This is a genomic window from Pseudogulbenkiania subflava DSM 22618 (assembly GCF_900177275.1).
Taxonomy (GTDB): domain Bacteria; phylum Pseudomonadota; class Gammaproteobacteria; order Burkholderiales; family Chromobacteriaceae; genus Pseudogulbenkiania; species Pseudogulbenkiania subflava.
Window position 1 is genome coordinate 78964 of the sequence record NZ_FXAG01000003.1, and the last position, 13545, is coordinate 92508.

14 protein-coding genes are annotated in these 13545 nt (G+C 66.6%); 9 read left to right on the forward strand and 5 right to left on the reverse strand.

Annotated features, from left to right (window positions below):
* The first annotated feature begins 9 nt into the window (after positions 1–9).
* Positions 10–657, forward strand: a complete 648-nt coding sequence (alkB, locus tag B9N72_RS03525) for a DNA oxidative demethylase AlkB (RefSeq protein WP_085275060.1) — start codon at positions 10–12, stop codon at positions 655–657.
* Between the two features lie 340 nt (positions 658–997).
* On the opposite strand, the gene B9N72_RS03530 is transcribed toward alkB, so the two are convergent.
* Together B9N72_RS03530 and B9N72_RS03535 are read right to left on the reverse strand one after the other, a co-directional pair.
* Positions 998–1525: a response regulator transcription factor gene (locus B9N72_RS03530; protein WP_085275061.1), complete on the reverse strand. Its 528-nt coding sequence runs from the start codon at positions 1523–1525 to the stop codon at positions 998–1000.
* Positions 1526–1551: 26 nt separating this feature from the next.
* Positions 1552–2877, reverse strand: a complete 1326-nt coding sequence (locus B9N72_RS03535) for an ATP-binding protein (RefSeq protein ID WP_234985870.1) — start codon at positions 2875–2877, stop codon at positions 1552–1554.
* A gap of 195 nt (positions 2878–3072) precedes the next feature.
* On the opposite strand from B9N72_RS03535, the gene B9N72_RS03540 reads away from it, so the two are divergent.
* The 7 genes from B9N72_RS03540 to B9N72_RS21055 are packed head-to-tail and all read left to right on the forward strand — an operon-like array spanning position 3073 to position 9430.
* Complete coding sequence (locus B9N72_RS03540) at positions 3073–5265, forward strand: NosR/NirI family protein (protein WP_085275062.1); 2193 nt, start codon at positions 3073–3075, stop codon at positions 5263–5265.
* On the forward strand, positions 5262–6545 hold the full coding sequence (locus B9N72_RS03545) for a nitrous oxide reductase family maturation protein NosD (protein ID WP_085275063.1): 1284 nt from the start codon (positions 5262–5264) through the stop codon (positions 6543–6545). The genes B9N72_RS03540 and B9N72_RS03545 overlap by 4 nt, the downstream gene beginning before the upstream one ends.
* Positions 6546–6564: 19 nt before the next feature.
* Positions 6565–7473, forward strand: a complete 909-nt coding sequence (locus B9N72_RS03550; protein WP_234985871.1) for an ABC transporter ATP-binding protein — start codon at positions 6565–6567, stop codon at positions 7471–7473.
* Positions 7470–8285 carry an ABC transporter permease subunit gene (locus B9N72_RS03555; protein WP_200810867.1) on the forward strand — a complete coding sequence of 272 codons (816 nt, stop codon included), beginning with the start codon at positions 7470–7472 and terminating at the stop codon, positions 8283–8285. Before B9N72_RS03550 ends, B9N72_RS03555 begins: the two co-directional genes overlap by 4 nt.
* A complete protein-coding gene (locus B9N72_RS03560; RefSeq protein WP_085275065.1) occupies positions 8282–8791 on the forward strand; it encodes a nitrous oxide reductase accessory protein NosL in 510 nt (169 codons plus the stop codon). The genes B9N72_RS03555 and B9N72_RS03560 overlap by 4 nt, the downstream gene beginning before the upstream one ends.
* 7 nt (positions 8792–8798) lie before the next feature.
* Positions 8799–9068, forward strand: a complete 270-nt coding sequence (locus B9N72_RS03565) for a hypothetical protein (protein ID WP_085275066.1) — start codon at positions 8799–8801, stop codon at positions 9066–9068.
* Positions 9065–9430, forward strand: coding sequence for a toxin-antitoxin system TumE family protein (locus B9N72_RS21055; protein WP_159453013.1), 366 nt, complete (start codon positions 9065–9067; stop codon positions 9428–9430). Before B9N72_RS03565 ends, B9N72_RS21055 begins: the two co-directional genes overlap by 4 nt.
* A 219-nt stretch (positions 9431–9649) precedes the next feature.
* Here the strand turns inward: B9N72_RS21055 and B9N72_RS03575 are convergent, their stop codons facing one another.
* Positions 9650–10057, reverse strand: a complete 408-nt coding sequence (locus B9N72_RS03575; RefSeq protein WP_085275068.1) for a c-type cytochrome — start codon at positions 10055–10057, stop codon at positions 9650–9652.
* 198 nt (positions 10058–10255) lie between these two features.
* Between B9N72_RS03575 and nosZ the strand changes: the two genes are divergently transcribed.
* Positions 10256–12190 (forward strand): TAT-dependent nitrous-oxide reductase, encoded by a 1935-nt coding sequence (nosZ, locus tag B9N72_RS03580; protein WP_085275069.1) that lies wholly within the window; start codon positions 10256–10258, stop codon positions 12188–12190.
* 78 nt (positions 12191–12268) lie between these two features.
* On the opposite strand, the gene B9N72_RS03585 is transcribed toward nosZ, so the two are convergent.
* A complete protein-coding gene (locus tag B9N72_RS03585; protein ID WP_085275070.1) occupies positions 12269–12649 on the reverse strand; it encodes a rhodanese-like domain-containing protein in 381 nt (126 codons plus the stop codon).
* A 195-nt stretch (positions 12650–12844) separates the two neighbouring features.
* A partial coding sequence (locus B9N72_RS21060) for a calcium-binding protein (RefSeq protein ID WP_200810868.1) occupies positions 12845–13545 on the reverse strand: 701 nt, incomplete at its 5' end.

A 13545-nucleotide genomic window follows, 5' to 3' on the forward strand; every position in this document is an offset into this window, starting at 1 on the left:
AACCGTGCGATGACCTTCGACCTGTTCGGTGACGAACCCCGGACCTGGCGTGAGGAACTGGCGCCGGGAGCCGTAGTGCTGCGCGGCTTCGCCCTGCCCCACGTCGACGCCCTGCTCGCCGCGCTGGGCGACGTCACCGCCGTGGCGCCGTTCCGCCAGATGATCACGCCGGGCGGCTATCGCATGTCGGTGACGATGAGCGGCTGCGGACGCTACGGCTGGGTCAGCGACCACAGCGGCTACCGCTACGACCCGCTCGACCCCACCAGCAGCCAGCCCTGGCCAGCCATGCCGGAGAGCTTCCATCTGCTCGCCCGCGACGCTGCCGCCGAAGCCGGCTTCCCCGGCTACGAACCGGATGCCTGCCTGATCAACCGCTACGTTCCCGGCGCGCGCCTGTCGCTGCACCAAGACAAGGACGAGCGCGACCAGGTCGCCCCCATCGTCTCGGTCTCGCTGGGACTGCCGGCGATGTTCCTGTTCGGCGGCCTGCACCGAAACGACCCCACGGTACGCATACCGCTCGCACATGGCGACGTGGTGGTGTGGGGCGGCCCGTCGCGACTGCGCTACCACGGCGTGCTGCCACTCAAGGAAGGCTGCCACCCGCTGCTGGGCGCGGAGCGCATCAACCTGACGTTTCGGAAGGTGAGGTAAGCGATTGCCGGCGGAAAACCGCAAGCAGAGCCGGCTGACGCCCGTTTCCCTCCAGGCAAAAAAAATCCCCCGGGGATCGCTCCGCAGGGGCCAACACGAGGAAGAAACACCTCGCCGGAGCTTATCCGGCTACGATGTTTCGAGGGGCTAACACACAAAAGCCTGAGCTCTTAGGTGCGCCAAACAATCTAGCGTAAATGCTCTAGTTCGTCCAATGTTTAATCAGTCTAAACATATGCCGGCAAGCTGAAGCCGCAGCCCCGCTCGCAGCGCGACAGTTCAGCATGGGGTCGGATGTGCCAGCCCCGAACGGGGCTGGCCGTAGGATCGGATGAGGTGGCTAGTTCTTTACCGGCTTCTTGGCCAGCATGCGCTGCAGGGTGCGGCGGTGCATGTTGAGCGCGCGCGCGGTGGCCGAGACGTTGCCGTCGTGTTCGGCCAGCACGCGCTGCAGGTGTTCCCAGGTAACGCGCTTGAGCGACATCGGCTGCGGCGCGAGCGGCAGCTCGGGGTTAGCCGACACCTGCTCGAAGGCGGCGAGGATGTCGTCCACCGTGGCCGGCTTGGCCAGGTACTGCACCGCGCCGAGCTTGGTAGCCTCGACGGCGGTGGCAATGCTGGCGTAGCCGGTCAGCACCACCACGGCGGCGTCCGGCCAGCGCTGGCGCAACAGCGGCAACAGGCGCAGGCCGCTGTCGCCGCCCAGGTTGAGGTCGAGCACGATGCGCGTGGGCGGGGCGTCCGCCACGCCCAGCGCCGCCTCGGCCGAGTTCGCCACCGTCACAGCGTGGCCGCGCCGCGTCAGCGAGCGCGCCAGCACCGCACTGAAGGCTTCATCATCGTCGATCAGCAGCATCTGGCCGCTCATGTTTCCTCCTTCATCCGAAAACCTGCTCATGGCCTTGCTGCGCGCCCCTGATCGGGGCTCCTGTGCGGCGCTTCACCCCAAGGAGGGCCGCTGACAGGCTCTGAACAGGTTTTCAGCGGCAGCGTCACCCGCGCGTGCACCCCGCCCTGGGCGCGGTTGGTCAGTTCCAGCGAGCCCGACAGGCGCGCCAGCGTGGCGTGCGACAGCAGCATGCCGATGCCGAGCCCGGCCGGCTTGTCGGAGTCGAGCGGCGTCAGTCCGGCGCGGCGCAGCTGCGCGGCGCTGAGGCAGCCCTGGTGGTTGACGATGTCGAGCTGCAGCGCCTCGCCCTGCAGCCGCGCGCTCACCGTCACCTCGCCGCCGCCGGCCTCGGCGGCGTTGTTGATCAGGTTGAAGAAGGCCGGCCAGAACACCGGTTCCAACAGCACGCGCGGGTCGTCGCCGGGCGGCGGCTGCCAGTCGAGCCGCACGTCGGGACGCAGGCTGCGCCAGCCGTCGAGGCGCTCGGCCAAGGTGGCGAACAAGGGCTGCGCGGCGGGGGCGGGCTCGGCGCCGAGCTTGAGGCGCGCCAGCGCGTCGCGGCACACCGCCAGTTGACGGCGCATCAGCGTCAGGTCGTCGGCCAGCTCGGCGTTGCCGCCGTGGCTCGCGGCCAGTTCGTCCACCAGCAGCGTCAGGGTGTTGAGCGGGGTGGAGAGCGAGTGCGCGGCGCCGGCCGCCTGCATGCCGACCGCCACCAGTTGCTCGTCGCGCAGCTGGGTTTCGCGCGCGGCGTCGAGTTCGGCCTCGCGTTCGGCCAACAGCCGCGACAGGTAGGAGACGTAGGCGGTGATGAGGCAGGCCGATACCGCGAAGGTGAGCCACATGCCGATGATGTGCAGGTTGAAGACGATGGCGGGCTCGCCGAAGTCGGGCAGTGGCAGGTGCCAGAAGATCAGGAGGCCGTAGAGCAGCATCGCCAGTGCGGCCAGCAGCCAGGCGAACGCGCCGGGGGCGATCAGCGCGGCGAACAGCACCGGCGGCAGGAACAGCGAGGCGAGCGGGTTGGCGGCGCCGCCGGTGAGCGCCAACAGCGCCGCCAGCACCAGCACGTCGGCACCGAGGCCGAGCTGGAGGATCAGCGCGGCACTGCCGCCGCGCCCCAGCCAGTGATCCAGCGCCAGGTTGGCCGCAAGCAGCCCGCCCAGCCCCAGCCCGAGCGGCAGCCAGGGCAGTTCCACGCCCGCCAGCGCCGTGCCCAGCACGGTCAGGAACGCGCTCAGCAGCATCACACGCCGCACCAGCGAGAGGCGCCGCACGGCACGCGGCAGGTCGGGGGTGAGCAGGGTACGGGGCAGGCGCGGGGCGTTCATGCGCGCACTTTACCACCTGGCGCCGCCCAGCGGCTGCGGCCGATTGCCGCGGCGCCCGCCCCGCTCCGGCTTCGGTTATCTCAGATCAAGTCGCTCCCAAGCGCCAGCTTCTATCATGCCGTCATCCTGCCCACCCGGCTGGCCGAGCGTCGCCTCGGCACGACCGGATGGCAATTTCCGCGAAAGCCCAGAACCATGAAAGCCCTGCTCCGCCTCGCCGCCCTGTGTTGCGGCCTGCTGCTGGCGACGGCCGCCGAGGCCGGATCCGGCTCCTACGAAGCCAAGCTGCCCCCCGAACTGTTCGATTCCCCGCGGCTGTGCGACTACGCGCCGTGCCGCGACGTGCTGCCCGGCGCCGACAGCTTCTCCGAGCGCCAGGGCAAGCCGCCCTTCGTCGAGGGGTACCATACCGTCAACGGCCGGCGCGAGCGCGTCGGCTTCGTGTTCCTGTCCACCGATATCGTCGACATCCCGGCCTACTCCGGCAAGCCGGTGGTGACGCTGATCGGCATGGACAACGCCGGGCGCTACACCGGCTCGAAAATCCTCAAGCACAGCGAGCCGATCCTGCTGCTGGGCATCCCGGAGGGCGAGCTCACCCGCTTCACGCGCCAGTACCTCGGCAAGCACGTCACCGATAAGCTGGAGATCGGCAAGGGCAGCGATGCCGGCAACGCCGGGCTGGACGGCATCACCGGCGCCACGGTGACGGTGATCGCGCAGAACCAGGTGATGATGAAGTCGGCGATGAACGTGGCGCGCCAGGTCGGCATCGTCAAGTCGCAGCCGAAGCCGGCGGCGCGCTTCCTCGACCCGGCCGACAAGCCCGACTGGGCCAAATTGGCCGAAGAAGGCGCGGTGCAGCACCTCACCGTCAGCCGCAAGCAAGTCGGCCTGCCCGACGACGCCCGCCCCTATCTCGACCTGTGGTTCGGCTACCTCAACCAGCCCACGGTGGGGCGCGCGATCCTCGGCGAATCGGGCTACCAGAGCCTGATGGCACGCCTGCAGCCCGGCGAACACGCGCTGTTCATCGTCAACGACGGCAGCGAGTCGTTCAAGGGTTCGGGCTTCGTGCGCGGCGGCATCTACGACCGCATCCAGGTGCAGCAGGATCTCGACAGCTACACCTTCCGCGACCTCGACTACCTCAACCTGTACGACATCGCCGCACGCGGCGCGCCGGCCTTCCACGAGTCGGGCATCTTCATCGTGCGCCACGCGCCGAACTTCTCCGCCGCCTACCCGTGGCAACTGGTGTTCCTCGGCAACAAGATCGACCAGCAGACCGCGCAGAAGACTTTCGCCGCCTTCGAGCGCGAGTACTGGCTGCCGGCGCGCTACCTGCAGGGTGGCCGCCCGCACGTCGAGCGCCCCGATCCGACCTGGCTCAAGGTGTGGAAGGAGAAGCGCTGGCAGATCGCCGGGTTCGTCGCCTTCCTGCTGACGGTGAGCCTGACCTACGCCCTGCGCGACAAGCTGGTGCGCCGCTCCTCGCGCAAGGACAAGCGCTGGGTCAGCATTCCGAAATACACCGCCTGGGCGATCAGCGTCGGCTTCGTCGGCTTCGGCGCCATGGCGCAACCGTCGGTGACGCAGGTGCTGACCTGGGTGCACGCGCTCATCGGCGAATGGCGCTGGGAGCTGTTCCTGTCCGACCCGCTGATCTTCATCTTCTGGTGGTTCATCCTGTTCAGCGTGCTGCTGTGGGGGCGCGGGCTGTTCTGCGGCTGGCTGTGCCCGTTCGGCTCGCTCACCGAGGGCCTGTACAAGATCGTCGCCGCCACCCCGCTCAAGCGCTTCCAGAAGAAGCCCAACGCGCGCCTGCACGCCCGCCTCAAGTGGCTCAAGTACGGCGTGTTCCTGGAGCTGCTGGGGGTGTCGCTGTACTCGATGACGCTGGCCGAGCAGTTGGCCGAAGTCGAGCCGTTCAAGACCACCTTCCTGGTCGGGGTGCTGCACCGCAGCTGGCCGTTCGTGCTGTTCTGGACCTTGATCGTCGGCGTGTCGCTGTTCGTCGAGCGTCCGTTCTGCAAGTACCTGTGCCCGCTCGGCGCCAGCCTCGCCATCCCGTCGCGCTTCCGCCTGTTCGGCCTCAAGCGCAAGGCCGAGTGCGGTCCGTGCGCCGCCTGCGCGGTAGGCTGCGGTTCGCTCGCCATCGACGACAAGGGCCGCATCGACCAGAAGGAATGCCTGCTCTGCCTCGACTGCATGGTGATGTACTACGACGACCACGCCTGCCCGCCGCTGGCGCAGGAGCGCAAGCGCCGTACCAAGGCCGGCCAGGCGCTGACGCCGATCGGCAAGGACGGCTACTTCATCCCGATCACCCCGCTGCCGGCCGAGTCCAAGCCGGCCCGCCCGCAGCCCAAGAAGGAAACGGTGTGAGCCCGGGCCGGTACAAGGTTGGCCGAAGCGCGCTGCTGTTGGCGCTGTTGGCGGGCCCGGTATCGGCCGCAGTGCTGACAGTGGCGCCGGGAGGATCGATCCAGGCCGCGCTCGATCGCGCCGCCCCTGGCGACACGGTCGAGGTGGCGCGCGGTCTCTACCGCGAAAACCTGCGCCTCGCCAAGCCGCTGACGCTGCGCGGTATCGGGCGGCCGACGCTGTCCGGCGGCAACCGTGGCGACACCATCCGCATCGCCGCGCCGGACGTGCGCGTGGAAGGCTTCATCGTGCGCGACAGCGGCGACGACCTGGGCGCGCAGAACGCCTGCGTCTACCTCGAGCCCGGCGCCGACCGCGTCACCGTGCGCGGCAACGACCTCAGCTACTGCCTGTTCGGCTTGTGGATCGAGAAGGTGCGCGACGCGCGCATCGAGAACAACCTCATCACCGGCAAGCGCGACTACGCCTCGGTCAACCGCGGCAACGGCATCCAGCTCTACAACACCGAGGGCGCCGCCATCGTCGGCAACCGCATCAGCTTCGTGCGCGACGGCATCTACGTCGACGTCTCGCACCACGCGCTGTTTCGCGGCAACACCATCCACGACGCGCGCTACGGCACGCACTACATGAATTCCTACTACAACCGCTGGGAAGGCAACGAGGTCTACCACAACCGCGGCGGTCTGGCGCTGATGGAAGCGCGCAACCAGGTGGTGGTGAACAACCACGTGTGGGGCAATTCCGACCACGGCATCATGCTGCGCACGCTGCAGGACTCCGTCGTGGCCAACAACGTGGTGGCCGGCAACGCGCGCGGCCTGTTCGTCTATGACGCCGAGTACAACACGCTGCGCGGCAACCTGGTGATCGGCAACCAGGTCGGCGTGCACCTGTCGGCGGGCTCGGTGCGCAACGTGGTGACCGACAACGACTTCATCGCCAACCGCGAGCAGATCCGCTACGTCGGCTCGCGCGACGAGGAATGGGGCCCGCCGCGCGGCAACCACTGGAGCGACTACCTGGGCTGGGACCGCGACGGCGACGGCCGCGGCGACGTGCCCTACCAGGCCAACGACCTGGTCGACCGCCTGCTGTGGCGCTATCCCGCCGCCAAGCTGCTGCTCAACAGCCCGGCGGTACAGAGCCTGCGCCTGATCGCACGCCAGTTCCCGCTGCTGCGCGCCCCCAGTGTGCTCGACCCGCATCCGGCAATGCGCCCGAACCACCCCGGCTGGGCGGCGTGGAGTGCGCCGCGCTACCGCTTTACTTCGCAGTGAGCCCACCATGAACCCACCCGTGATAGAACTCCACCAGGTCGAACGCCGCTTCGGGACGCTGGCCGCCGTCGACGGCGTCAGCTTCCGCGTCGAACGCGGCGAGCTGTTCGGCCTCACCGGCCACAACGGCGCCGGCAAGAGCACCCTGTTCAAGATGATGCTGGGGCTGCTCGAACCCAGCGCCGGCAGCGTGCGCGTGCTGGGCACGCCCACCCGCGGCGCGGCGTTCCGCGCCGTACGCCGCCGCATCGGCTACCTGCCGGAACAGCTGGCGCTGTACGACAACCTGAGCGGCGCCGAGACGCTGGCCTACTTCGCCCGCCTCAAGGGCGCCAACGCACAACAGGTCGTGCCGCTGCTGGACAAGGTCGGCCTGGCGCACGCCGCCCAGCGCCGCGTCGGCACCTACTCCAAGGGCATGCGCCAACGCCTGGGCCTGGCGCAGGCGCTGCTCGGCGACCCGCAGCTGCTGTTCCTCGACGAGCCGACCAACGGCCTCGACCCCGAGGCGATCCACGCCTTCTACCAGTTGCTCGCCGAGCTGCGCGCGCAGGGGGTGAGCATGATCCTGACCTCGCACATCCTGGCCGAAATCCAGCAGCGCGTGGACCGCGTCGCCATCCTCAAGGCCGGCAAGCTCGCCGCGCTCGGCAGCGTGGCGCAACTGCGCGAAGCGGCCGCGCTGCCGCTCGGCGTCACGCTCAGCACCAGCCGCCCGCTTACCGCGGACGAACTGGCCCGGCTCGATCGCCACGCCCCGTTGCGGCAGGCGGCGGACGCCGGCCAGTTGCAGCTCGCCTGCCCGCCCCTGGCCAAGATGGCGCTGCTGGCGGAAGTGGCGGCGCTGGGCGCGGCGGTGCGCGACGTGCGCCTGGCCGAGCCCTCGCTGGAAGACGTGATTCTGGGCTACGCGGGAGTGACGCCATGATCGACCTCGTCGCCATCCGTACCGTCGCCGCCAAGGAATTCCGCGACCGCCTGCGCAACCGCTGGGTGCTGGCGGTGAGCGCGGTGTTCACCCTGTTCGCGCTGGTGATCGCCTACTTCGGCGCCGCCCAGCAAGGCGAAGTGGGCCTGCGCGGCATCGAAGTCACCATCGCCAGCCTGGTCAGCCTGGTGATCTACCTGATCCCGCTGATCGCCCTGCTGCTCGGCTTCGACGCCATCGTCGGCGAGCGCGAACGCGGCTCGCTGGAACTCTTGCTGTCGCTGCCGATCAGCCGCGCCGAACTGCTGCTGGGCAAGTACAGCGGCCTCGCCGCCGCGCTGAGCATGGCCACGCTGGCGGGCTTCGGCGTCGCCGGCGTGCTGCTCGCCACGCGCCTGCCCTTCGCCGCGCTCTACCACTACGCCGGCTTCATGCTCTCGGCGCTGCTCTTGGGGCTCGCTTTCCTGTCGCTGGCGCTGTTGGTCTCGGTGCTCTGCGGCGACCGCACCCGCGCCTCCGGCGCCGCGATCGCGCTGTGGTTTTTCTTCGTGCTGGTGTTCGACCTGCTGCTGCTGGGGCTCTTGGTGATCCAGGGCGACGGCCCCGCCGGTTCGCTGCTGCCCTGGCTGATGCTGCTCAACCCGGCCGACCTGTTCCGCGCGCTCAACATGTTCGGCAGCGACGAGCTGCGCGCCTTTTACGGACTGGGCAGCGTGCTGCCCGACCTCATGACCCAACCGCTGTTGCTGGGCGGCCTGCTGACGGGCTGGATCGTGGCCCCGCTCGCCGTCGCCCTGTGGAGATTCCGATGAAACTACGCACCGCGCTCACGCTCGCGGCGCTGCTGGCCGGCCTCGCCGCCTGCCAGGACGAACGCGCCGCCAAGACCGACCCGCTCGCCATCAAGCCCGACACCGCCTGCGCGCTCGACGGCATGCTGCTCGCCGACTACCCCGGCTCCAAGGCGCAGATCCACTACGCCCAAGGCAAACCGGAATTCTTCTGCGACACCGTGGAGATGTTCTCGCTCTACCTCAAGCCGGAGCAGGCCAAGCGCATCACCGCGCTCTACGTGCAGGACATGGGCGCCACCCACGGCCAGGCCGCCAAAGCGGACTGGATCGACGCGCACCAGGCGTTCTACGTGCAGGGCTCGTCGCAGCAGGGCTCGATGGGGGCGACGCTGGTACCCTTCGGCCAACGTGCCCAAGCCGACGCCTTCGCCAAACGCTTCGGCGGCAAGGTCCTGGCGTTCGCCGAGATCAAGGCCGACATGGTCGGGCTCGACGGCGGCGCCCTTCACGACAGCCATATGTGAGATCACCATGTCCTACCAGAACTTCTTCCGCGACGTCGACACCCCGCTCGCCGACGAGATCGACGGCCTGTCCAAACTGATGTACCAACTGCGCGAAAGCCGCCGCGAAATCCTGACGCGCTACGCCGTCGACAGCGAGGAGGCCTTGCTCGACGCCATCCACGGCGCGCGCCTGGCGGAACACCCGGCTTATGACGATTACCTGTCTGCCCGGCAATTGCAGCAGCAATTTTTGGCAGTGCGCGACGAAATGACACTCAGCCTGGAGAAAGCATGAAAAGCGCCGTTGATTACGAAATGCTGCGCGATGCGATTATCGACGATTACGGCGAAATATTGGCCGGCGATATTAACTTATTCCAGGACGCCATTTCCCTCGAGTTATTAAATGGCACTTTGCTCGAGATCAAAGCGGCGTCGAATAGCGAATATAGTTTCATCTGGAAATACGGCGCCCATATTCTGCGCCTCGACACCGCGCCGCTGCACCCGGAACTCGCCACCTTCCCGCATCACCTGCACGATGCCGGCGGCGTCGTGCGCCCCGACCCGGTCACCACGCCGGGACGGCCGCTGGCCGACAACGTGCGGCGGCTGCTCGCTGCGCTGGGACACGACCCGCTGCTCACCGCCGGCTGACACGCCGCAGCCATAAAAAACGGCGGCCACGGCCGCCGTTTCGACACTGTCTGGATGCACCACACGGCGCGTATAGCCTGTTTCAGTAGGCGAGCGAGCCACAGCAGCTTGAGTGCTGCCGGAGCACAGGAACCGGAATGTACACGGAGTACATGAGGATTCCGAGCACCGCCAGCGCTCAAGATGCAAAGGCGCAGCCGCCTAATGAAATAGGCGCTCTTACGATACCTTCGACAGCATGTAGTCCACCGCCGCCTTGACGTCGGCGTCCGACAACGCGCTGTTGCCGCCACGTGCCGGCATCGCGCCCTTCTCGCCGGTGAAGCCTTCCAGCGCGTGCTTGTACAGGGTGTCCTTGCCCTGCGCCACGCGTGCCTGCCAGTCGCCCTTGTTGCCGAGCATCGGCGCGCCGGCGGCACCGGTCTGATGGCACATCACGCAGGTCTTCTTGAACACATCCTCGCCCGCCTTCAGCGCCGGATCAGCCGCCGCCGTGGTGGTTGCGGCAGGCGCCGCTGCCGGAGTCGCCGCCGCTTGGGCGGCACCCTCGGTTGCCGCCTCTTTCTTGCCGCAGGCCGCCAGCGTCACCAGGCTCAACAGGGCCAGAACCAGAACCTTCTTTTTCATGCTTATCCCCTTAATTCGGAAACCGAAAAAATCGACAGCACCATTTTACCCGCTGCCCGCGCCATTAAAACGGCACCCGGACGGTTTCTTTTAAAGGCTTGATGCGCGTCAATTCCAGCGCAGGGTCAAAAGGATTGCAATAGCGGCGAATTTCAAAATCATAAAACACGCTATTTCAGTACACTTGGAGTGAAAATTATGGCGAAGGAAGAATCCGTGTCCGACCTCAGCCGCCGCCAATTCCTCGGCACCTCGACCATGCTGGGGCTGGCTGGCATCGGCCTGAGTGCCGGGCTCAGCGCCTGCAAGGATGGCGGCGCCCAGGCGGCCGCCGACAGCAGCGCGGGCGCTGCGGCAACGGCACCGGCCCACGGTGCCGGGCACAACCCGCACAAGCTGCCCGGCCAGCTCGACGACTACTACGGCCTGTGGTCCGGCGGCCACTCCGGCGAGATGCGCGTGCTGGGCCTGCCGTCGGGGCGCGAGATCAAGCGCATCCCGGTGTTCAACATGGACTGCATGAGCGGCTGGGGCATCACCAACGAATCCAAGGCCATCCTCGGCACCAAGCCGGACGGCACACCCAAGTACATGGTCGGCGACACCCACCACGTGCACGCCTCCTACGCCAAGGGCACCTACGACGGCCGCTACGCCTGGGTCAACGACAAGATCAACTCGCGCCTGGCGCGCATCCGCCTCGACACCTTCGAGTGCGACAAGATCACCGAACTGCCCAACGTGCAGGGCTTCCACGGCATCTTCCCGGACAAGCGCGACCCGGTGGACCAGAACGTCGACCACACCACGCGCGTGTTCTGCGGCAGCGAATTCCACATCCCGCACCCCAACGACGGCCGCGACCTCGAGTCGCCGGAGAAATACGGCGCGCTGTTCACCTGCGTCGACGCCGAGACCATGGAAGTACGCTGGCAGTGCAAGGTCGACGGCAACATGGACCTGGTGGCCACCTCGTACGACGGCAAGCTCGCCGCCTCCAACCAGTACAACACCGAGAACGGCATCCACTACGAAGACATGATGTCGGCCGAACGCGACGCCTGCGTGTTCTTCAACATCGCCCGCATCGAGCAGGCGGTGAAGGACGGCAAGTTCAAGACCGTCGGCGATTCGAAAGTCCCGGTGGTGGACGGCACCAAGGCCGCCAACGCCGACCCCAAGACCGCGCTCACCGCCTACGTGCCGGTGCCGAAGAACCCGCACGGCGTCAACGCCAGCCCGGACGCCAAGTACTTCATCTGCGCCGGCAAGCTGTCGCCGACCGCCACCGTGATCGAACTGGAGAAGGTGCTGGCCTGGTTCGACGGCAAGCTCGACGACATCAAGAAGACCATCGCCGCCGAAGTGGAACTGGGTCTGGGCCCCTTGCACACCGCCTTCGACGGCCGCGGCAACGCCTACACTACGCTGTTCCTCGACTCGCAGATGGTGAAGTGGAACGTCGCCGAGGCGATCAAGTTCTACGGCGGCGACAAGAACGCCAAGTACGTGGTGGACCGCCTCGACGTGCAGTTCCAGCCCGGCCACACCAACGCCTCGATGTCGGAGACGCGCGAGGCCGACGGCCAGTGGCTGGCGGTGGGCTGCAAGTTCTCCAAGGACCGCTTCCTGCCGGTGGGCCCGCTGCATCCGGAAAACGAACAGCTGGTCGACATCAGCGGCGACAAGATGATCCACGTCGCCGACCACCCGGTGTACCCGGAGCCGCACGACTTCATCATCGTCAAGCGCGACAAGATCAAGACGCGCCAGGTCTACAACCTGGACGACTTCCCGCTGGCGCTGAAAGACCCGAAGGAAAGCCGCGTCGAACGCCACGGCAACAAGGTGACAATCCACCTCGCCTCGCAGGCGCCGGCGTTCAGCCTGAGGGAATTCAAGGTCAAGAAGGGCGACGAGGTGACAGTGATCCTGACCAACCTCGACAAGGTGGAAGACCTCACCCACGGTTTCGCCATTCCGAAGTACAACGTCAACTTCATCGTCAACCCGCAGGAGACCAAGTCGGTCACCTTCAAGGCAGACAAGCCGGGCATCTACTGGTGCTACTGCACCCACTTCTGCCACGCGCTGCACCTGGAGATGCGCTCGCGCCTGATCGTCGAGCGCTGATCCGGCACTCACCCCTTGCAACGAAGCGTTTCGGGAAGGCCTGCGGCCTTCCCGCTTTTTTTTGGGTGCGCTGCCCGCTCAGCGCGGCGCCGACAGCGCCGGTTTTTCCACCGGTAGCCCCGCGGCGACCCAATCGTCGAAACCGCCGGCGATGGAACGCACCGTGGTATAGCCCATCTGCAGCAACGACAGCGCCGCCAGCGCGGCGCAATTGCTGGTCTGGCAATACAGCAGCACCGGACGCTGGCGCTTGGCCCACTCCGGCGCCGCCTCCAACTTGAATTCCAGTACGCCGCGCGGCAGGTTGACCGCGCCGGGTACATGGCCGGCGGCGTACTCCGCCGGCTCGCGCACGTCCACCACCAGCACGCCGTCCGGCCGCCACGTCGCCGCCTCGGGCAGCGGTAGCTCGACGATGCGGCTACGCGCCTCCCGCACCAGATCGTGTGCGCTTCTCATCGCTTCGTCCTCTCGGCTCGTGAGGGAGGAATGTTCTCGATCACAACATGAATGATAGCCAGCGCCACCTCCAAAGGCAGCCCCGGAGGCTAGGCAGATACCCACGACGATAAGCACTCCAAGCTGAAAAAGAAAAACCGGCCCGAAAATCGAGCCGGCTTGGTAGCAGATACTGACAACTAGACGATACTGCAATTACTTCCAGTTGGCCGCCAGAACGGGTTGTAGCTGGCTCTGGTAGTCCTCCGGCAAAGTCAGTTGGCCTGCCGCCGGCGGGCTGAAGCTGGCCATGGCATCGACCAGGCTTTGCACCTGGCTGGAGAGCAGGGTTTTGCCATCACTAGTATGAAACTGCTCCACTTGGTAAAAACCATCTTTGTACCAATTTTTCACGGTGATCTTATCCGTTGAGCCAATGACACTAACTTCGAGATCACTGCTGCGCCGCTTGAACCACAACTGCTCATAGCTAATACCTCCGCCAAGAAACAGTTGGTCTTCGCCCTCTTTCTCACTCAGGAGGTCGGCCCCATCACCACGGCTGAAATAGTAGCGATCATTACCAGCATCTCCCACAAGTACATCACTCCCAGCACCGCCGGCCAGAGTGTTGTCAAGCGAGTTACCAGTAAGGTGGTTGTTGAGTTCGTTACCCGCGCCAAGCAAGGCACTGCCTTTGAGGAGCAGGTGTTCCAGATTCTCACCCAGCGTGTAGTCGGTGGTGCTGGTGACAGTGTCTATGCCTGCATCCGCAAGCTCGACCACCATGTCACCGGCGTTATCTACAAAGTAGTTGTCGTTGCCCTCCCCCCCAATCAGGGTGTCGACACCCGCGCCGCCGTTGAGGGTGTCGTTCCCCATCCCGCCATCCAGATGGTTATCCAGTCCATTGCCGG

Excerpts from the sequence above, each read along its gene's own strand:
- alkB (WP_085275060.1), top strand. The coding sequence starts at position 10 with ATGACCTTCGACCTGTTCGGTGACGAACCCCGGACCTGGCGTGAGGAA.
- B9N72_RS03530 (WP_085275061.1), bottom strand. The coding sequence starts at position 1,525 with ATGAGCGGCCAGATGCTGCTGATCGACGATGATGAAGCCTTCAGTGCG.
- B9N72_RS03535 (WP_234985870.1), bottom strand. The coding sequence starts at position 2,877 with ATGAACGCCCCGCGCCTGCCCCGTACCCTGCTCACCCCCGACCTGCCG.
- B9N72_RS03540 (WP_085275062.1), top strand. The coding sequence starts at position 3,073 with ATGAAAGCCCTGCTCCGCCTCGCCGCCCTGTGTTGCGGCCTGCTGCTG.
- B9N72_RS03555 (WP_200810867.1), top strand. The coding sequence starts at position 7,470 with ATGATCGACCTCGTCGCCATCCGTACCGTCGCCGCCAAGGAATTCCGC.
- B9N72_RS03560 (WP_085275065.1), top strand. The coding sequence starts at position 8,282 with ATGAAACTACGCACCGCGCTCACGCTCGCGGCGCTGCTGGCCGGCCTC.
- B9N72_RS03565 (WP_085275066.1), top strand. The coding sequence starts at position 8,799 with ATGTCCTACCAGAACTTCTTCCGCGACGTCGACACCCCGCTCGCCGAC.
- B9N72_RS21055 (WP_159453013.1), top strand. The coding sequence starts at position 9,065 with ATGAAAAGCGCCGTTGATTACGAAATGCTGCGCGATGCGATTATCGAC.
- B9N72_RS03575 (WP_085275068.1), bottom strand. The coding sequence starts at position 10,057 with ATGAAAAAGAAGGTTCTGGTTCTGGCCCTGTTGAGCCTGGTGACGCTG.
- nosZ (WP_085275069.1), top strand. The coding sequence starts at position 10,256 with ATGGCGAAGGAAGAATCCGTGTCCGACCTCAGCCGCCGCCAATTCCTC.
- B9N72_RS03585 (WP_085275070.1), bottom strand. The coding sequence starts at position 12,649 with ATGAGAAGCGCACACGATCTGGTGCGGGAGGCGCGTAGCCGCATCGTC.